Source organism: Lysinibacillus sp. NPDC094177 (assembly GCF_050279145.1).
Lineage (GTDB): Bacteria > Bacillota > Bacilli > Bacillales_A > Planococcaceae > Lysinibacillus.
On sequence record NZ_JBNNTW010000004.1, the window covers coordinates 189,212 to 209,026 of the forward strand.

The window sequence follows — 19,815 nt, forward strand, 5'->3', positions numbered from 1 at the left end:
CCTCCTTACTTTGAGTGGAAAGCAAGTGTTTTTACAACGACGGGGACAACACCAGATGGTAGTACTTCCCCAACGTCAATATAATCACCTGTTTCTACTTTGATTTGATCGATGCAAATGATGGGAACTGTTTGATTGATCGCTTGTATCGTTTGCCCAATAACCTTTGCATAATCTGATTGAATGACTATGATAATTGGTATTTCCTTGGAGCTTCTCGTCGCTAAGTGTTTCAAAATAGCCTCACATAATGTATGGACATCCCGGAAGCTTAAATATGGTAACTGACTAAAATAGAGTGCAAACGGTGAGCGATTCTCCTGTATAGAAAATAGAGCATCAGCTTGTGCAACAGCTGTTTTCACTGCATAGTCAAATTCTTTACTGTGCGTGTCTATATGGCAATTGAAAACAGGCACATTTTTTAAAGGCAATGATTCCGCATCTACTTGGATCGTCGCACCACTAATCTCAGTTGTTTGCGTACCTGCACCAGTCACTGTTGCCCGCGCTGTTTCCTCTGGTTTTAGCCATAAAAAGGATTGTAGCTGTTCATGCTGCAAAAGATTTTTTGCCAATTTTTCGCCAATATCATCATACTGTCGATTTGTACATTCATCTTCATAAATACAAGCAGCTACTCCACCGGAAAAAACGATTGCTTCAACCGGTTTATCCCAAGTTGGTAAATGTCCTAGCAATAATGGATGCTGTTCGTCTGTTAATTGTCCGCTTAGCGTCTTCGCTACTATATCCACCAATTCTTGGATTAGTTGTGTAACTCGTACATCTTCTGCTGAATCACCAACATTTAATGGATTTGACCATTTCTCCATAAGTTTCATTATGGGTGGTGAAATCGATTGGATAATGCCATTGTTAAATTCTATAAGTCTTCCACCGACATGCAATGTACATGTACCAATTACTTCTCCAAACTGCATTACCGCAATATTTGCTGTACCACCACCGATATCGATGTTAGCGATAATTTTGGCAGTATTTTTAGATTGCTGTAAGGTACCTGCGCCTTTTGCTGCAATAATGCCTTCCAAATCCGGGCCAGCAGTAGCAACTAAAAAGTGTCCGGCTGTCTCTGAAATCGCATGAACAACTTCACTGGCATTTTCCTTTGTTGCAGACTCACCGGTAATGATAATGGCACCTGTTGAAATATCTGCTGGTGATATTTGGGCCAATTGATATTGCTGAAAAATAAATTGCTCGATTTTTTCCATATCGATAATTTCTTTATTGATAAACGGTGTTTTAATAATAGGACTTTGATGCAAAACCGTTTTTTCAATAATTTCTATTCGTGGCACATGCGTTACACCTGCTACGTTTTTCAACAGAAAACTACTGACAACCATCTTTGTTGTACTTGTACCAATGTCAATGCCTGCACTATAAATTTTTTCCGTCTTCAACTTACTCTCCCCTCTCACCACTACGGGCAATACTTGAGATAAGGACTATCACGATCCTTCACATACTGACGAATTTCTTCGTCAGAATTGAGCTGAATAAGTGGCGCAATAAACTCAACACCAAGCTTTTGCCATGAAGAAGTTTTCACAATAGGACCATGCGTCATGACATTTTGTAATAACGTTATTGCTCTTTCTACATCTGCATGGGGTGCATCAATTTTTGTAATGACACCAATTTGTATTTTAGGAATTCCTAAGCTAAATTGCGGAGGAAAAACACTCTTTGATGAGGTGGCATCCTGCAAATAAATCACATGTGTCACTTCAAGCGATGTTGCCATAATGTTTCTGTAATACATCGGATTTTCAATATATTCTCCGGGTGTATCAACAATCCAATCATCATAAACGAGCGCCTGTGTTTTATTGGCTTGTCTATCTTTCCCCAATAACGCATTCATCAGTGTCGACTTACCTGCTTGCACACCACCTATGATCATTACTCGATTTTTCATACGGCACATCCTATGACTTAGTTATTTTTGATGGCGTATAGCCTAGCATCTCTGATAGAAAACGATTAATCTCTAGCATCGCCATTTCAACCTCTGAGACACTTCCAACAATAACGAGACTGCCAGTAAAGCGATCTAAAAATCCTAGTTTTACATTGGCTGACTTTGTTGCTAAATCCCCTGCGATAATAACTGTCTCACTCGGTGTACATGTCATGATGCCAAGTGCACCTGCTTCTTGGATGCCCAGTTTTTGAAACATATCTGGATCTGGATTCGCTATTAGATGACTCAATGTTAGTTGCTTACCTGGCACAAACTCCTGAATAAACCGTTTCTTTTCTTCACTCACACGTCATCACCTCTTTCAATTTTTTGATCTAATCAGACTTTTGATCTGTTAGATATTCACCTTCTTTAATAATGCCTGCCTTACGATCCTCTTGTTCTAGCCTTAGAGCTGTTGGAACAGATAGTTTATAGGCTAAAATAATAGCGATCACACCAGCTAAAAACTTACCAGTAATAACAGGTAAAATAATTGTCGGCTGGAAGTTAGCCGTAAACGATAAATGATCTCCTAGAAGGAATGCTGAACAAACACCAAAGGCAATGTTGATAACTTTATCTTTTGGTGGCATATGTCGAATAAGTGTAAACATCGCTAAAATATTAGCAATTGTCGCTAAAAGACCCGCGCTTCCTACTGACGATAAGCCTAATTTATTCCCTAGCGCTTCTAGAGGTTTCGATGCATATTTTCTTATTAAGTACACCATAGGGAATGCACCCGATAGCATAATACCGATATATCCTGCTGTTTCTAATGCTCGGAATTGATCGACTTTATCTGCCATGATCGGATCAAAGCCCCATGCACCGAAGATCTTTGTAAAAACACCTGTGAAAATTTCTACAATCGAGAACACTAGCACAAGCTTGATAGCAGCATCCATCACGCGTCCAAAAATCATGAAACCTTTGATCATGCCATTTGGAATTAGCTTAAGACCTAACGCAATTAACACTACGAAAATGAATAAAGGTAATAAATTAATTAATATTTGTAAAACAGAAATGGCAAACACGTATGTTGGTGCAGCTGTTGTACTAATCACTTCACGAACATCTGTATTAAACGTCACAATCATGATCGAAGAAATAAATGCTCCAATCGGAATAGTTAAAACACCCGCCATAATACCTAACGCCATATATTTATGATCTCGCTTATCTAACATGGCAAGACCCATTGGAATAGAGAACACGATTGTTGCGCCTGACATAAATCCGACAACTAGAGCCATGACCCATCCTTCATAAGACTCTTTTAACGCATTTGCTAATTGATATCCTCCCATGTCAGAAGCTAAAATTGTCGTTGCTGCAATTGCTGGATCAGCACCAATCAATTCAAAAATCGGACTAATAAAATGACTTATAAACCACGTTAAGTAAGGTATAGCAGCCATGATCCCTGCAGCAGGTACAAAAATATGTCCAACCGTATGAATACCATTCATAAACTCTTTACCGATTCCATATTCAGCATCTCGAATTGCTCCGATTGCCCCTAAAACTGCACATGTCATAATAATATAAACGATAACCGTTCCTATCATTGCCATCCTACTCATCACCCCTTTATTTTTATCTATTTATCTATTTCGCCTTAGCTGGATTGTAATGTCGCTTCGCTTTCGCATAAGTAAACAATGCGTCTAGATTTTGAATTGTGCAGGCACAATTCATTCCTTTTAAAATCCATGACATCCGTCAGAGGCTTTATATTTAATCAGCAGGTGTTGGACACCCACTGTAAAGGAACCACAACCACATTCATCTCACCACCTTTAGCGGTGGGAGCTGAGTGAAAATAAAAAAAGACGCAATAAAGAGGAAATCTCTTTAAAGCGTCTTTGCTTTAACTATTTACTTGTAAGGTATTGATAATGCGCCTTGCAATAAGCGCCATTTCCTGTTGGGTCTGCATACTCTCACTGCGAATTTTTTTATACGCTTCGTCCTCACTAAGGTTCTCTGATTGCATTAGCAAACCTTTTGCTCGTTCGATTATTTTACGTTTTTCTAATTCTGTTTGTTTATGCAGCAATTCCCCGTTCAGACGGTTGAATTTATCAATCTGGTGAAATGCCACTTCCAACGCTGGAAGGACATTCTTCTCAGAAAACGGTTTCATAACATAGCCTAAAATATTGTCTTGCTTCATATATAATAACAATTCTTTTTCACTATAAGCTGATATAAATAGCACAGGTATACCGAGCTGTTGTTCTATAATTTTGCTTGCCTTTAAACCATCTAGCTTTGGCATTTTAATGTCCATTAAGATTAACTGTGGATTATGTGTAAAAGCCAACTCAATTGCTGATTCTCCATTATTCGTTTGTGCTACTACTTCGTAGCCATTATCTTCTAGTATAAACTTCAAATCAATTGCAATAAGCGACTCATCTTCGACAATCATAACTTTCCTAGTCATTTAGGATAAATACCTCCTCACTTACAGGGAACTGAATTTGAGTATGTGTACCTTGTTCGCTAGGGATAATTGAAAATGTGCCAGCTAAATCATATTCAACAAGCCTTGTAATAATCTCCATTCCTAATGATGCCTTCACCTCTTGCATTCCAACGCCGTTGTCAGAAATATGCATGGAAATAGTAGAAGCACCCTCTTGAAATTTTATATCGATTGTTCCTTCCTCACGACCAATAAAAGCATATTTCAATGCATTTTGCAGTAGCTCACAAATGATTAACGCGAGCGAAACAGCTTTTTTAGAATGACAAAATAACTGTATATTATCGTGATGAAAGATTAATTGAATAGATGATGAGTTAGATGTCCCAACCATTTTATATCCAATCTTTTTAGCCAACGCGATAACGTCTACTTTCTCTTCAGCGTTATCCTCATTTTCTAAAATAAGTTCATAAACAGATGAAATACTATATATTCGATTTAATGCCTCTTGAAAAGCACTTGCATTAGAATCTGATAAGTCATTTCGCATTTGCAAACGCAATAGACTTGTAACTGTCTGTAAATTATTTTTGACTCGGTGATGAATTTCCCTTATAGCAAATGTTTTCATCATTAGTTCATTTTCTTTCAACTTAAGCTCTGTAAGATCATGAATAATGAGGAGTGTTACTTTATCGTTTTGATCACGAATAGGGATTTTCTTCACTATAAAGGATTTACGATCAATCGTAATTTCTAAGAAAAAGACATCATCGCCTTTATCATAGACCTCCTGTAAAAAAGGTAAAATCTTATTCAATGCAACATTGTCAAAACGTTCCAGCCCTGATAGTTCCGATATAAATCGATAGCCTGCAGGATTGCTATAGATGACTTTGTTTTCATGATTTGTGAGAATAATTGATTCCACTAGCAAATCAGAAACAACAGGAATCGGTTGAGAATTTGGCTCTACAATATGCTCAATTAATGCAAAAGGCATATTCCGAAAATCATCTTTAGGTGTAGTTTGCATCTCCACCCTTTTTTCCTGAATTAACACTGCAATAACCTGTTGTAGGTCATTAAAGAGAGGGACAACGTTTTGTTCAACCGTTAAACCTTCCTGTGTAATTGCTCTAGTAATTGACGATTTTTCTTTATTTTTGAAAGCAGCAAATACTGCTGGTTCAAAACTTTCAAAAACAAATTTACCAATTACGGATTTTTCGTATAAGCCACTTTCTGTTTGTGGGAATGCCTCTGCTACAACAATTGCATGTGGTAAGTTTTCCATCATACAATCTATGAACATATAACAATCTGTCAACTCAGCATAATACGATAATGTAGCTTCTATTCCTATTAACTTTTCTACATCTGTTGCAGATAAGTTCGTATATTTTTGGCACAACGATTGAATGTTCGACAGGCTCAAACCCCCTATCACGGAATAACCAAAATTATATTTGACTATTCTTAAAATTACTTGTCATCATTATAAACCTTTTGCAATATCATTTTCAATAAAAAAAATAATTTATTTTAATAATTTTCATTGCATTACAAAGAACTATATAGCCTAAAAGAGAAATATTCAACACTTTTTTCAAACTCATCATTTTCTCACGACAAAAATATTATTTTAATATAGAAAAAAAGCGAGATTGCAACAATGCAAACTCGCTTTTTTCTACTTTATTTCTGGTGTAACAGCTAATATATTTTCAAATGTTCCTCGCTGCTTTGCTTCTTCTTCATTTAACAAAATATGAATATCTCCATGGTCGTTTGAAGTACGAATTAAACGCCCCATTCCTTGCTGCAAACGAAGCTGCATAAATGGTAATTCAACTTCTTCAAATGGATTTTCTGCAAATGTACGTTTCGCATCAAATAAAGGATCATGTGGAGGGAATGGCAAATCATAAATAATGACCCTTGTTAGTGCCTCCTCAGGCAAATCTAGACCTTCCCATAAATGATAGGAGCATAATGTTTTGATTGTGCCCTCTTGGAAATCACGAACAATTCCTGATAGTTCACGGTCCCCCTCAAATCCTACATACATCCGTTCCATAAGAGGTAATTCCGCTTTGAAATCTAACATTGCTTGTTTTGATTTAAATAAAATCAGTGTTTTTTCACCATCATGTAATAGCTGTTGAACACGCGCCGTTTTTGCCTTTTGAGATAGCTCATGTAAATAAATTCGCATAACTTCTTCATAATCGAATGGAGATGGAACAGAAAACGATTGATATTCACGAATTCCTAAACTATAGGCAATATATGAAAAATCTTTATTGACTGATAACGTTGCTGAAGAAAATACTATTGGAAGTTTTTTAGAGAATAATTTTTCTGCTAAAACTTCTGTGATGAGTCGCGGCATGATGACGAGCGTTTCTTCCCCATCAGTTTCCTCTAACCAATCAACTGCATCTCCCTGCGCTATGAAAATACGTAAAGATGCCTCGTATTGTTCTAAATACTCCTCTGCCATATTTAATTCATACTCTGGAATCATATACATTTCTGATTCAAAGACAAATTCCTCAAGTAATGTTTCTACATCAGCAATAAGTTGTTTACCGTATTTTAACAGATTTGGTGATTTTTTTATACGTTTACGCTCTTCTTCAGAAGCTACTAGATCATCTCGTAGCTGGTCAAAAAATAATTCATGGTCATCTTGTAATTTTTCCATTGCATATAATGTTCGTTCTCGTACACCATCCACCATTAAACGCTCTAACAATGTAACAATTGTTGTCGCCTGAACTTTATACGTCATGGCTTTTTGCGCAGCATATTCTAATAAATGACCTTCGTCCAGGACAATCATTGACACTTCAGGCAATAAAGCTAATTGCCCTTCGCGTTCACGAGACTCCTTAGTTGCTAAATGCTCCATCAAAAAATCTTGTGAACAGATAATGAGATCCGCCGATTTACGATAATGTGCACGATGTAATGTTTGACCACATCGATTACGCTGGTCACATACTGAACACTGCATAATCGAGTTGTAGTTTACTTTTTGCCAATCTTCATCACTGACAGTTGGATAATCACTGCGATCACCATAAGGTTGTATAGCAATCATCGAGCCCTGTGCATATACTCCATCAGGTATAGAAAACGCAATATCATCAATCCATTCATCTGTTTCCACTTTTTCAGCTTCCTCAAAACGCTTTAAACATAAATATTGGTCTCGTGACTTCGCTAGACGAACATCAATTTCAAGACCTAACGTTTTTTGTAGCTTATAAATATCGCCACCCTCTTTTACTAGCTGGTCGATTAAGGTTTCATCTGCACATGCGATAAGGGCTGGTTTACCAGTATAGCGTGCATAAGATACAGCTGGTAGTAAATAGGCAATTGTTTTCCCAGTCCCTACCCCTGCCTCTGCAAAAAGCACATTTTTCTCTTTTAGGGCCTGCTCAATTTGATATGCCATAAAAATTTGCTCATCACGGCATTCAAAGCCCTTTTCAGGTAATTCATCATAAAGGACGTCCCCCATCCAGTCACCTAATGACTCAAAAAATGAGCGGTCCTTCGTTAATACAAATGGTAAAGATTTACGCAATTGACGTTCCCCCTCTAACTATCTGGTCCTATTATACGCGACGAAACGGAAGATAAGAAAAAATCTTATCTTCCGTTATCGTTCGTTAATCTCTTTTAGACTTTTGTCCCCAGAACTGGTAATAATTCGTTTCAATAAAGCCATTAAATAATTTACGCTTCTTCGTCGTTTGACGACCATACAATTCCTCAAAGTTTTTCATTGAAGAAAGCATGTACACAGACCAAGTCGGATAGTTTTTCATGACCTTTCCTAAATCACGAATTACCTGCTCCACGACTTCGATATCACCAATACGCTCTCCGTATGGTGGATTACCAATCATAACACCATCTGTTAGTTGTGTTGTAAAATCACGTGCTTGCATTTGCTTGAACGTAATCATATCACCAAAGCCCGCTTCTAGTGCATTTTCTTGTGCAATACTCACCATGCGATGATCTATATCAGACCCGATAATTTCTAATGGTTGATCATAGTTCGCTAAGCTATCCGCTTCATCACGCACTGCATCCCAAATTTTTGCCTTCATCCATGGCCAATCTTCTGAAATAAATTCACGATTATAGCCCGGTGCAATATTTTGTCCAAACATTGCTGCTTCTAATGCAATTGTGCCAGAACCGCAAAATGGATCAACGAACGGTCGATTCGGATTCCACTTTGAAATTTGTACAAGTGCCGCTGCTAATGTTTCTTTTAATGGTGCTTCGCCTTGCGCTTGACGATAACCACGCTTATGCAAGCCCGCACCCGAAGTATCAATAGTAAGTGTAGCCACATCTTTTAAAATTGAAACTTCAATTTTATAGGTTGCACCGGATTCATCTAAAAATCCTAAACGCTTATAATGCTGTTTCATGCGCTCTACAATTGCTTTTTTAGTAATTGCCTGACAATCTGGCACACTAAATAACTTGGATTTAACAGACTTCCCAGATACCGGGAAAGCTGCATCAACTGGTAAATATTTTTCCCAAGGTAGAGCTTTTACACTTTCAAACAACTGTTCAAAAGATTTAGCAGGGAACTGTCCTACAACAATTTTTACTCGGTCTGCTACACGTAGCCATAAGTTTGTTCGTGCAATGGCCGTTTCGTCACCTTCAAAATATACTTTGCCGTTATCGACTGTTGTTTCATAACCTAATGCCTGTACCTCTTGTGCCACTATGGACTCTAATCCCATTGCAGCAGTTGCTACTAATTTATAGTTTGCCATACGCTAATTCCTTCCTAGATGTTCAATTTCCCAATACTCCATAAACTCAATAAGTTCGTGAAGTGGCAACGGTTTGCTGTAATAATAGCCTTGGATTATATCACAGTTCATTTTACGTAGTATGTCCACTTGTTGTCCCTGTTCTACACCTTCAGCAACAACTTTCATTTTTAAGCGATGCGACATTTGGATAATCGCATCCACTACTGCCTGTTTTTCATCAAGTGAGCCAATGTGCTGAATAAAGCTTCGATCGATTTTTAAATAATCAAGGGGGAAGCGAACTAAATAACTAAGAGACGAATAGCCTGTCCCAAAATCATCAATAGAAATTTTAAAGCCCATTTTCTTGAGTCGTACAAGCTTGCTAACCGTTTCATTTGCGCTGTTCATTACAGTACGTTCTGTAACTTCTATTTCAAAATTACTAGCAGGCGTGTTATAACGCTCTAATATCGCTTGAATTGAGTCTAAAAAGTTTTGTTGCTTAAAGTGAATGCTTGAAATATTGATGGCAACTGAAGTCTTATAACCACATTGACGCATCTCTATAACTGCCTCGCAAGCTTTTTCTATAATCACTTCGCTTAAAGGAATGATTAATCCTGTTTCCTCTGCATAAGGAATAAATTCTGCTGGAGAGACAAATCCTAACCTTTCACTATTCCAACGAACTAGTGCCTCTAAACCTTGAATCTCTTCATTTGCCATAGATATTTTAGGTTGGAAATGCAGCTCAAATTCTCGATTTTCAATAGCTCTCCGTAGTTCCGAATCTAATAATAAAACACGCTGGGAGTCAGTCTTCAATTCATCAAAATAAAACGCATAGTCGTTCAGGCCATTCTTTTTAGAATAAGTCATTGCCTTGTCAGCACAATGAATCAATTGCTCCGTTGTTTCACCATCTGATGGATACATGCTGATACCAATACTCGTAGAAATAAAAATATCTTGACCATTAATATCCAAAGGTTGTTCAATAATCCCAATAATTTTTTCAGCAAAATTGGCTGCTTCTTTAGCATTCTTTACATTTGTTAACGTAATAATAAACTCATCACCGCCATATCTTGCAATGATATCTTTATTTTTTAACAATGTTTTTAAGCGCTTTGCCACTTCCACTAGAATGGTATCCCCTACTGAATGACCTAACGTATCATTAATTTGCTTAAATCGATCTAAATCTAAAAAATAGACTGCATGCTGTACTGAATGAGAAATAGTAGAAGTTGATTCTAATAGATTATCCATTCTTTCAATATAAGCAAATCGATTTGATACATCTGTTAATGAGTCAGTTAATAAACGCTTTTCTAGTTCATTTTCTACTATTTTTCTTTCAGACAAATCTGTGAAAATACCACAGTAATTTGTAATCTCTCCCTCATCGTTGGCTACACCGACAATTGTTAACCATTCTGGATATATGTCTCCAGTTTTACGACGATTCCATATTTCCCCCTGCCAAATGCCTTCTTGTCGTATCTTTTGCCACATATCTAAATAAAATTGCAATTCATGTACACCTGACTGTAGAACGGCTGGCGTTTTTCCATTCACTTCATCACGCTTATAGCCAGTGACAAATTCAAATGCAGGATTGACCATTTCTATTCTTTTATATTTATCCGTAATCATGATGCCTTCAGATACATTTTCGAAGATCTTTGTCATTAAGGCAATAGGATATTTGGAAATTGAATTTAGCTTCTCCAGACTATCGTTCACTCTGTTCATGTTACCGCTCCATCCTATCTCTCTTTACTACCCTCATTTTTTAGAAAAGCGCTTTTTGCGCCAGTCTACTCATAAGTAGACAAATATGTACATCGTTGCGATATCTGTTTTTTAGATGTTTATGTTTAAATCGTAGCGACAGAGGCATGACTAACAGTGTACAGCCTTATTCTCAAACTTATATCGCACATGCCTAGACATGATTAACAAGTAACTTTTTCTTATTGAATTCAAAAGAAAAGCTCTCCACCAAATTGGAGAGCGCTTGTCATTTCATAAATAAGCATCAAAAAATTTCATAAGCCATGTTTTGTTCCCGAGTACTCAAACAGCTAATGCCTCGTACGGCCGGGTAGTAATCATCTATCTACAGAGCGAACTCTGTCCCTCTATCCGTTAAATTCCTTCTAGAGAGTGCCCCTACCATAATTTGGGTTTCTCACTCGTGGGGTTTACCTCGTTCCACCTTGCATGTTTCCAAGCAAGCTACGTCACTGTGGCACTTTCAGAAAGTTTCAACCATATCATTAAGACTTAGGTTTTCCTTCCGCCGTCAGCCTTTACAGCTGCCTTACCTTATTTTTTCAGTAAGCACGAACACTACGGTCATCTCAGAGCCGTGTGAGCATGGACTTTCCTCTACGACGTCTAGCGCCGCAGCGATTACTCGAAATTCATGATGATACAAAAGATTATACTAGAGTTTTATGATAAATACAATATAATTGACAAAAAAATTATTCGTACAACTTACTACCAAATACGTGTTTCTCTAAATTCGAAAGACGTTTTAAAATATCAAAGTTTGTCGTACCAGCTGCTGCCGATGCGACTGGTTGTCTCTTAGGAGTATTATCAATATCTTCTCTTAACTGTTTATTTTCTTCACGAAGTTGGGCCACCACTTTTTCAAACGTTTCATAGTCTTGTATTATCTCATCAAGAAATGAATCGACGTCTTCTACATTGTAGCCTTTAAAATTTTTCTTAAATTCCTTTTCAAGGATCATTTTTGACGTTAATTTAATATCCATTCACATCGCCCTTCCTCACACTACATACGTTTCATTATAGCACACTTCATCACATTATATCGTCTGAAAACCTCAAATGTAAGGCTAAACTTGTCGTTTCTTGCGCTTACCCGGGAAATTATTTCTTATTTCCTAACCTGAGTAACCGCTTATCCCAGGAAATTTCCCATTTTTGCTTTTGTTCCACTCTCCATTGCTCATTCTCTTCAATTAATTTTATGCCCTCTTGTGTGTAATAAAGGGCCTGGTTATAATCTTTCATTTGATGCTCATATATCATAGCTAGCTGTTCTAATACATGCAACTTTTTTCGTTGATCAACAAAATGTAAGGAAGCTACAAATGCATCTATCGCTTCACTAAACTTTTTATTTCTTTTATGTTGGATTGCTAAATAATATTGTGCATTTCCTGCTTCAAGCGCATCAAATTGGGTCGTAACTTTCTCTAAAACCTTTACGCTCTGTGAACTCTCTTTTAAATCAGCATACCATTTCCCAATATTCGTAAACGTTTTTGCTGATTCTTCACTTGTCTCTTCAAATAGCAAATTTGTGGAATGGACATAAAGCGTAATCAGTGAAAGTAAATCCCATTCATTATGAAGTAGGACTTTCATAAGTGCATCTGGAACACCACTTTTGACTGCATCTAAATAAATAATAGGTGCAAGATATCCAGGTATATCTCCAGTGCGGAAAAAGCCAAGCTTCTCTTCTTCCACAGCCTTTAATTTCATTCGTTCCATATCATCTTTCCATAAACGCTTTGAACTATGCAGCAAATCGATTTGCCTCTGTGTACACAGTTTAGGTAATTCTTTTTGGTGGAGCGTCCAACGTGTTTCAAGTTGCTGCCAATCAAAGCTTTTTCCATTGTAGGTAATAACCGTCGCTGTTTTTTGCCAAAGCTTTGATTCAAAAAGTAACGCTGCTTCATGAGCAGGATCTGCTAGAATATACTGAGTTAGAATAAAGCTTTCATCTTCCTCCGATACTTCTAAAAAGCCTAAAAGAAAAATTTGTGTGCCTACACCCTTTAAGCCAGTCGTTTCCGTATCAAAAAACAATACCCTTTCATTCATTTCTAGGGCATATGGATGTACGAACTTTGCCTCTTGCCATTTTACTAATGCTTCAAAAAATGACTGCAACTTATAATGACCATGCTGATAACTAAACGAATAACGCACCTGTCGTTTAAAAACAATACCGAATTCATTTTCTACAACTGTCAGTCCCGCCTTTTCCCACCGCTCAGTATAGCTTGGAGCAACAGGTTTTTGATAGGCAGGTTTATTCTCTTTTTTTATAGTTGTTGTCGTTTTTTTACCGAGCATTTTTTTCATTTGTAAAATTTTATTTTCGTAAGACATTTTCTTCACTCATTTTCTGCATGTAAGATTGCTAAAACTTGTAGTATTTTTTGGTTCCTGAAAACTATCTTGATGGAAGTACTGAATCACAATGGATAAAACGCTTGTTACAACTTGATTAATTGAGGATTGTCATTGTTTTTTTACTACAAGTATAAACTATATTAATCATAGCGCATCTTTTAGCTTGCACAAGAAGATATACTATTTTGGTTATAATCGATCTATAGAACAAGATAGACAAAATAGTAAGGTGAAAGCATCAGTTTGGATTTTAATGTATATATGAAGAAACTTCGAATTCGACATCCATCAAAAGCTTGAAAATTTTAGTTCGAAAACTGCCTTGACCATATTAAACAAACGAACTAAGCCGTATATTCGATTAAAAAATCTGATATAAGGTTACTTATGTCGTATACCGAAAAGGTCCGAATTTCTGCCTCCTAAACCGACGCTCAGTTTTAAGACAAAATAAATGTAGCGATGTTGATATATGGATTCCACAACATTTCACTGTTTATTCTTTTATAAAATAATTGTGCAATTCTCTTTCGGATAATTCTGTGAAAGAATGGAGCGTAGATTCCTCGCTACAAATAGTACAGAAATAATTCTTAATTCTCAGAGTATGGAAACAATCCTCAACTTGTAAAGTGTCACATTTAGTGATTTCCTGATTGATTCCAATTCCCTTTCTTTTCAAATAAGCTTCTTTTCTAGTCCACATTTCATAAAATAAATTATCTCTGTCATCATTTTTTCGAGAATTAATCATTTTGATTTCGTTAGAATGAAAGAAATCCCTCATTATTTCATATGGTGGATTTTGTATTCTTTCAACATCAATGCCAATCTGATGTTTTGTTGATAAACAGCAACACACGCAATCTCTTGTATGGGATATATTAAAAAATATTCCATCTAGTCGCATCACATATGGCTTCCCATAAAGCCCTATATTGAAATCGATTTCCTCATTTTTCATACCGGTTAAATCCATTATTCCTTTACGAACTAATAATTCCCCATATAATGAAAGAAGTTGGTCGACACTAAATTTGTATGATTGGATCTTTTTTATTCTATCAATTGATACATAATTCAATAGTTGCTTTGTCTGATGACTGAAATCAGTGTTTTTTAATTCTAAGTTGTATACAAATATCATCTTTCTCTCCCTCAAGAATCATGCTCTTATTTTTATTTCGTTAGAGTACTTTGGTTACCTCTTTAAAACCGTATAAATTTTGCTAAAATTAAGAACAGAACATTGTAATCGTAAAATGATTTATACACACATGAAAGAAGATAACTTATTCACCCTCTGCCATATTCTAAACTACATTTTTTCTATTATTTTACCAGCAGTCTTACTTAAACTAAACTGCGCCGTTAGTTAAAAAGCTTCTTCACTTGTTGTAAGTTAAAGTGGAGAGTTTCACAAATAATAAAAAATAGATTATACTGGACTAACTATCATATTTAAAAAGGAGCATTTCCTATGACCGAGAATACTCAATCTGAAGTACCAAAAAAAATCAGCCTGCAAGAGGCAGTGAAACGGCAGCTTGAAAACAAAAAGAACCATTCCTCAGCTAATAAAGGAAAAAAGAATGCCGACCTTTCAACAAAAAAAATGAAAAGCCAGCAAACGAAAAAAACAAGCAATACCCGTAGAAAAATGGGTGTCTAATTTACGGACAATATCGGAAAGACGTATTAACAGGCAAAGCTGTTGATATTGTTAAAAAAGATCGAAAAAGGGAAGATTACCAAAGATATCATTTAAGATATTTTTACCAAATCAGGCACCCTTCCTACTGTATTAAAGTCAGGTAACAGTGGACAGATTGGACGTATACAGGAAATCCACTCTAAATAAAAGAAGTGAAAAAGCATTCAAGGGTAAACTGTTCCCTGAATGCTTTTTTTAATTTTTATTCTTTTCATTTCTAAATACTTCGTAAAAAAAAGAACTGCCTATGCAACTCAATGATCTTTAATTAAAGAAACTTATCATTTCCTTTTGATTTTCTGCGTTTTAGCAAATACATAACCTGTTAATCCTAGTGATGCACTAATAACATAGCATTTATAGTTATTTTTTTGTAAGTATTGTTCGAGTTCATTCGTATCATCGTACCAAATCGGCCAAGCATATAATTTATGTGATTCAAATTGTTCTCTGTTCTCTACGAAAAATGTATTCAAATCTATTTCTTCAATATCGAATAAAATACTTCCTGCCATTACATGATCGAAATAATGTGCTAAATAATTCTCGAATGTAACAGTTACAATTTCATCTGCCGCCGTTTCAATATCTAATAGCAATTCATTTTCTAGAAAATTTACTGAGTACCCAACTAACACACCATCGTGAATAGATATTGTCATTCACTTCCTCCTTAAACTGTTGCCTTGTATGAAAAAGAAATTAGAATTACCTAGGGCAATCCCATGATAATTTACTAAAGCACCTTGTTACTTTAAGTACAATTTTTCACAAAGTAGTTGGTTTATTAAATCAAATGCACTTTATTTTAAATACATCAATTTTTTCGTATTTATCATCAGAAACAGTTTCAAGATAAGTCCATCCTCTATTTCTATAATAGTCAGATGCATCTTCTGTTCTTAAATAAAGTTCATTAAATCCTAGTTCTTTGACTACATCTATGGTTTTGGCAACCAACATTTGTCCTACACCTCTGCCACGATACTCAGGATTCGTGTATAGCGATGCAAGCCAAGGTTTATACATATCTCTTATCTTTAAATCGTTTTCAAAGATTGATACGGTTCCTAAACATTCTCCATTCTCTAAAGCAACAAGTGTTATCGGAAATTCATTATCCTTAGTATTTGAAAAATGTTTAACAACATCTTCAAATTGCATATCACTTTCATTTTTTACTACAAATTCCTTAAAAATCATTTCAGAAACTTCTTTTATTTTATCGGTATGGTTTGATAAAAAATCAATATTCATGCTACTCACCTTTTGCCGTTAATTGATCCGTTAAAATAAAAACGACCTAATCGAATAAATCGATTAGAACGAGTATTCCCGTGTTATCACCTAAATTCATAAATAGCTCACTATTTGTTTCGGCCACTTGCATTCTTTCGTCCCCTTCGATTTACCGTTTATGTCCATCCCCACTAATGCTAGTGGTCGCAGATTAGAGGAATTAACCCATATTAATCGTAAAATGATTTATTAAATAATCAAAAAGAAGGGATTGAAGATTTAGTCTATATCCTCTCACCCTCTTTACTAATGTTAGTTTAATATTTGAAGCAGTTTGACGATTTTACTTTTTACATTAAATATTGAGTCTTGAGGAGCAATGCAAGATGGACAACCCGATTCACAAGGACAGCTCTCGACATGTTGCTGCGTCTTTGTTAATAAGTCCTCCCACAAGTCATAAACTTTTTCACTAAGACCAATACCACCAGGGTATTTGTCATAAACAAAAAATGTTGGCAGCTCATTATGTGTGGCCTTAATTTGAGGCACGACAGCAATATCACTACTATCACATTGAATAAAGATTGGAATAAAGGCATTCATAGCATAAGCAGCCCCAATCATGGCAGCATCTAAATCTAATTCTGACCATCCATGAGGCATCTTAAATGATAACCATGATGCACTTGTATGCATTTCGTCAGGTGGTAAATGAATTGGACCTGACCCGATATTGTCATGTTTTTCATGGAGCTTTATTTTTTTAAATAACGTTGCCTGTGCAACTAAACCAACATCACCGAAACTAATCATACCACTCTTATAATCTCGACTTCGATCTTCCTCTAACACTTTCATCTCAACTGCTAGATTAGCATCTGTATAATAATCAACATCTACTTCACGGACAAAGGCTTTCTTTTCTTCCCAATCAAGCTTTTCTACTTGAAATTGAATGCCTTGATGCAAATAAATAGCCTCTTCATGTAGCAATGTCATAGCACTATGGCGATCCATTTCACCAATAACCTTTGTTTGTGCAGGGACAGTCATATTAATTATCACAACATTTTCTTGTGAAGCCGAACGAAGACTAATGTCATGTGCAGGAAAACGGTCATTCATCCAATGCCATTTATCACTTGTCTTAAAGACCACCCCTTCTTCTGCTAAATAATCCAACAATTCCTGAATGTCATATTCTCCATACGTATCGAATGTTGAAAATGGGAGCTCAAAAGCTGCACATTTCAAATGATCCATTAAGATCAGCATATTTTCAGGATAAATACGCGCCTCCTCAGGGTTACTGCCAAGGAGAAACAGCGGATGATTCACAACGTATTGATCTAGTGCGGTCGATTGCGCAACATAAATAATTAAAGCCTCATCCTGCCGTCTTCCCGCACGTCCCGCCTGCTGCCAAGCACTTGCAATATTTCCCGGGTAACCTGTCATGATACAAGCTTGTAATTGGCCTATATCGACGCCTAATTCTAACGCATTTGTACTCACAACTGTTTGAATTGTGCCATTACGCAAACCTTTTTCAATAACACGTCGCTCAGATGGTAAATAACCCCCACGATAACCACGCACCGATTCATCCAGAAGCTTATTGCGGGTAAGCTCCTTTAAATAGGTCACAATCATTTCTACACGTACACGACTTTTGGCAAAAATGATGGATTGAATTCCAGCAGTATAAAGTCTTTTGGCTAAATCACTTACCTCTAAAACAGCACTTCGACGCACGCCAAATGTTTTATGAACAATAGGCGGGTTATAAAAAAGAAATGTCTTTTTCCCAACTGGCGCTCCAGAATCGCTGATTAAGGCATGGCTTTCATTCGTTAGAACTTCAGCTAACTCTTTCGGGTTTTTAATGGTTGCTGACGTACAAATGAAAACCGGGTTACTGCCATAAAATTCACAAATCCTCTTTAATCTCCGAATAACATGGGCAACATGTGAACCAAATACACCCTTATATGTATGCAACTCATCAATGACGATATACTGTAAATTTTCAAATAAGGAAACCCATTTCGTATGATGTGGTAATATCCCCGAATGTAGCATATCAGGGTTAGTCATCACAATATGCCCTGCCTTACGAACCTTTTGACGAATGCCTGGCGCAGTGTCCCCATCATACGTATAGCTTAAAATTTCTTCACCACTTTGTTCGATCAATTCATTTAAGTCATTTTTCTGATCCTGTGCTAGAGCTTTTGTTGGAAATAAATAAATTGCTCGTGCATTTTTGTCTTCTAATATTTTTTGAAGTACAGGTAAATGATAGCAATATGATTTTCCAGACGCTGTTGGCGTAACGGCAGTAAAGGAAACACCCTCCACAGCGTAATCAAATGCCTGACGTTGATGAGTATACAGTTGTTCTACCCCTCTTTTTCGGAGAGCCTTTACAAGTGAAGGATGTAAATTCCCTGGGAAAGGTGCATATTTAGCTTCACGCCCTTCAAGCGTTTGCCAATGTAAAATGCGTTCCTTCAATTCCTCATCATATCTCCACTCGTTTAACAGTTCACTAATGGTCCTTTTTTTCGATAACATCTGTTTCTATCTCCTTCACTAGCCGTTCAAAAATTTTTAACGTATAAGAGACTGAATGAATTGCATCTAAAAAACGCTTTTTACTCGTTTCTTTATAAAAGGATTGCACAACAAATTGTTCCATCGATTCCACCGCTGAAGCAATTTGTTGTGTATGCATATATTTTGGTCGATTTTTTTGAATCCATATATTTGCCTCTAGCTGCCATTCCTTTAAAAGCTGATGAATGACGTCAGCATGTGGCTTAACCTCCGCAAAAAAATCTGGCGTTCGGTCTTCTTCACGCATTTGCCAAAAGCGTACTACACATTTTTCACATTCATCTATTAATTCCGAAGTTTGCTGTATTAATACCAATTTCGTACCTCATCTCATCAATTAAGGCTCATCTTCATAACGTGGGATTTGATTCCGTACCGACTGTGGGCTTTCCTGAGGGCGTCCGATGAGCTGCTTGGCGCAACAGGAAGTGATGCTTTTTGCCTTCGTTCCTCTTCCTGCTCGCTCCATGTGTCATCTGTGACGCTGATCCCCAAAAAGTCACCAAGTCTTCACCCCATCAGCCTATATACATGGCATACGTTTCAAAATGTATTCCCAACTTTTAGTGATAAACCTTAAAATATTCTCGTTATTAGCTGACAATTTCTTTGACCTCTAAAAAAGAAGTTCGAAATTCAACTGTTAGTTCCATCCTTAAAACAAAAATTCATCTACATTAACCTAAAAGCATACTATCACTTTAAGCTAATTTTCCAAACATGCTATTTTAAAATTCATCTGCTAAATTATTCCCGTTATATGAGTAAATTTACTCCCTCTGAGTGTAAATGCCTTTATTTATCT

Annotated in this window: 17 protein-coding genes and 1 other RNA gene; 1 reads left to right on the forward strand and 17 read right to left on the reverse strand. The window is 36.4% G+C overall.

Translation table 11 applies throughout. The features are described 5' to 3' along the window. Positions 1 to 5: 5 nt before the first annotated feature. The 13 genes from ACQKNC_RS09010 to ACQKNC_RS09070 form a co-directional block, all read right to left on the reverse strand. Positions 6 to 1,430 carry an ethanolamine ammonia-lyase reactivating factor EutA gene (locus ACQKNC_RS09010; RefSeq protein ID WP_427424517.1) on the reverse strand — a complete coding sequence of 475 codons (1,425 nt, stop codon included), beginning with the start codon at positions 1,428 to 1,430 and terminating at the stop codon, positions 6 to 8. A 20-nt stretch (positions 1,431 to 1,450) separates the two neighbouring features. Beyond that, on the reverse strand, positions 1,451 to 1,948 hold the full coding sequence (locus ACQKNC_RS09015; RefSeq protein WP_427424518.1) for a EutP/PduV family microcompartment system protein: 498 nt from the start codon (positions 1,946 to 1,948) through the stop codon (positions 1,451 to 1,453). Between the two features lie 10 nt (positions 1,949 to 1,958). Continuing rightward, positions 1,959 to 2,300 carry an ethanolamine utilization microcompartment protein EutS gene (eutS, locus tag ACQKNC_RS09020; protein ID WP_249071697.1) on the reverse strand — a complete coding sequence of 114 codons (342 nt, stop codon included), beginning with the start codon at positions 2,298 to 2,300 and terminating at the stop codon, positions 1,959 to 1,961. Positions 2,301 to 2,328: 28 nt separating this feature from the next. Further along, complete coding sequence (gene eutH / locus ACQKNC_RS09025) at positions 2,329 to 3,576, reverse strand: ethanolamine utilization protein EutH (protein WP_427424519.1); 1,248 nt, start codon at positions 3,574 to 3,576, stop codon at positions 2,329 to 2,331. A 296-nt stretch (positions 3,577 to 3,872) separates the two neighbouring features. Then, complete coding sequence (locus ACQKNC_RS09030; RefSeq protein WP_427424520.1) at positions 3,873 to 4,451, reverse strand: ANTAR domain-containing response regulator; 579 nt, start codon at positions 4,449 to 4,451, stop codon at positions 3,873 to 3,875. Further along, positions 4,444 to 5,874 carry a sensor histidine kinase gene (locus ACQKNC_RS09035; RefSeq protein WP_427424521.1) on the reverse strand — a complete coding sequence of 477 codons (1,431 nt, stop codon included), beginning with the start codon at positions 5,872 to 5,874 and terminating at the stop codon, positions 4,444 to 4,446. Before ACQKNC_RS09035 ends, ACQKNC_RS09030 begins: the two co-directional genes overlap by 8 nt. A gap of 255 nt (positions 5,875 to 6,129) precedes the next feature. Then, a complete protein-coding gene (locus ACQKNC_RS09040) occupies positions 6,130 to 8,037 on the reverse strand; it encodes an ATP-dependent DNA helicase (protein WP_427424522.1) in 1,908 nt (635 codons plus the stop codon). An 85-nt stretch (positions 8,038 to 8,122) separates the two neighbouring features. Further along, positions 8,123 to 9,259, reverse strand: coding sequence for a THUMP domain-containing class I SAM-dependent RNA methyltransferase (locus ACQKNC_RS09045; RefSeq protein ID WP_427424523.1), 1,137 nt, complete (start codon positions 9,257 to 9,259; stop codon positions 8,123 to 8,125). A 3-nt stretch (positions 9,260 to 9,262) separates the two neighbouring features. Continuing rightward, the gene (locus tag ACQKNC_RS09050; protein WP_427424524.1) at positions 9,263 to 11,002 is read right to left on the reverse strand and encodes an EAL domain-containing protein; all 1,740 of its coding nucleotides are present in this window, start codon (positions 11,000 to 11,002) and stop codon (positions 9,263 to 9,265) included. Between the two features lie 295 nt (positions 11,003 to 11,297). Next, an RNA gene (gene rnpB / locus ACQKNC_RS09055) (RNase P RNA component class B) lies at positions 11,298 to 11,677 on the reverse strand. Between the two features lie 62 nt (positions 11,678 to 11,739). Next, positions 11,740 to 12,036, reverse strand: a complete 297-nt coding sequence (gene gpsB / locus ACQKNC_RS09060) for a cell division regulator GpsB (protein ID WP_427424525.1) — start codon at positions 12,034 to 12,036, stop codon at positions 11,740 to 11,742. 118 nt (positions 12,037 to 12,154) lie between these two features. Further along, positions 12,155 to 13,411, reverse strand: coding sequence for a ribonuclease H-like domain-containing protein (locus tag ACQKNC_RS09065; RefSeq protein ID WP_427424526.1), 1,257 nt, complete (start codon positions 13,409 to 13,411; stop codon positions 12,155 to 12,157). 520 nt (positions 13,412 to 13,931) lie between these two features. Beyond that, a complete protein-coding gene (locus ACQKNC_RS09070; protein ID WP_427424527.1) occupies positions 13,932 to 14,582 on the reverse strand; it encodes a 4'-phosphopantetheinyl transferase family protein in 651 nt (216 codons plus the stop codon). Positions 14,583 to 14,915: 333 nt separating this feature from the next. Between ACQKNC_RS09070 and ACQKNC_RS09075 the strand changes: the two genes are divergently transcribed. Then, positions 14,916 to 15,107: a hypothetical protein gene (locus ACQKNC_RS09075; protein ID WP_427424528.1), complete on the forward strand. Its 192-nt coding sequence runs from the start codon at positions 14,916 to 14,918 to the stop codon at positions 15,105 to 15,107. Positions 15,108 to 15,430: 323 nt separating this feature from the next. Here the strand turns inward: ACQKNC_RS09075 and ACQKNC_RS09080 are convergent, their stop codons facing one another. The 4 genes from ACQKNC_RS09080 to ACQKNC_RS09095 form a co-directional block, all read right to left on the reverse strand. Then, complete coding sequence (locus ACQKNC_RS09080; protein WP_427424529.1) at positions 15,431 to 15,811, reverse strand: hypothetical protein; 381 nt, start codon at positions 15,809 to 15,811, stop codon at positions 15,431 to 15,433. 130 nt (positions 15,812 to 15,941) lie between these two features. Beyond that, positions 15,942 to 16,406, reverse strand: a complete 465-nt coding sequence (locus ACQKNC_RS09085; protein ID WP_427424530.1) for a GNAT family N-acetyltransferase — start codon at positions 16,404 to 16,406, stop codon at positions 15,942 to 15,944. A 294-nt stretch (positions 16,407 to 16,700) separates the two neighbouring features. Next, positions 16,701 to 18,968 carry a DEAD/DEAH box helicase gene (locus ACQKNC_RS09090; protein ID WP_427424531.1) on the reverse strand — a complete coding sequence of 756 codons (2,268 nt, stop codon included), beginning with the start codon at positions 18,966 to 18,968 and terminating at the stop codon, positions 16,701 to 16,703. Further along, positions 18,943 to 19,326: a YppE family protein gene (locus ACQKNC_RS09095; protein ID WP_427424532.1), complete on the reverse strand. Its 384-nt coding sequence runs from the start codon at positions 19,324 to 19,326 to the stop codon at positions 18,943 to 18,945. Before ACQKNC_RS09095 ends, ACQKNC_RS09090 begins: the two co-directional genes overlap by 26 nt. Positions 19,327 to 19,815: the final 489 nt, after the last annotated feature.

Excerpts from the sequence above, each read along its gene's own strand:
- ACQKNC_RS09015 (WP_427424518.1), bottom strand. The coding sequence starts at position 1,948 with ATGAAAAATCGAGTAATGATCATAGGTGGTGTGCAAGCAGGTAAGTCG.
- eutH (WP_427424519.1), bottom strand. The coding sequence starts at position 3,576 with ATGGCAATGATAGGAACGGTTATCGTTTATATTATTATGACATGTGCA.
- ACQKNC_RS09030 (WP_427424520.1), bottom strand. The coding sequence starts at position 4,451 with ATGACTAGGAAAGTTATGATTGTCGAAGATGAGTCGCTTATTGCAATT.
- ACQKNC_RS09045 (WP_427424523.1), bottom strand. The coding sequence starts at position 9,259 with ATGGCAAACTATAAATTAGTAGCAACTGCTGCAATGGGATTAGAGTCC.
- ACQKNC_RS09050 (WP_427424524.1), bottom strand. The coding sequence starts at position 11,002 with ATGAACAGAGTGAACGATAGTCTGGAGAAGCTAAATTCAATTTCCAAA.
- gpsB (WP_427424525.1), bottom strand. The coding sequence starts at position 12,036 with ATGGATATTAAATTAACGTCAAAAATGATCCTTGAAAAGGAATTTAAG.
- ACQKNC_RS09065 (WP_427424526.1), bottom strand. The coding sequence starts at position 13,411 with ATGTCTTACGAAAATAAAATTTTACAAATGAAAAAAATGCTCGGTAAA.
- ACQKNC_RS09070 (WP_427424527.1), bottom strand. The coding sequence starts at position 14,582 with ATGATATTTGTATACAACTTAGAATTAAAAAACACTGATTTCAGTCAT.
- ACQKNC_RS09075 (WP_427424528.1), top strand. The coding sequence starts at position 14,916 with ATGACCGAGAATACTCAATCTGAAGTACCAAAAAAAATCAGCCTGCAA.
- ACQKNC_RS09080 (WP_427424529.1), bottom strand. The coding sequence starts at position 15,811 with ATGACAATATCTATTCACGATGGTGTGTTAGTTGGGTACTCAGTAAAT.
- ACQKNC_RS09085 (WP_427424530.1), bottom strand. The coding sequence starts at position 16,406 with ATGAATATTGATTTTTTATCAAACCATACCGATAAAATAAAAGAAGTT.
- ACQKNC_RS09090 (WP_427424531.1), bottom strand. The coding sequence starts at position 18,968 with ATGTTATCGAAAAAAAGGACCATTAGTGAACTGTTAAACGAGTGGAGA.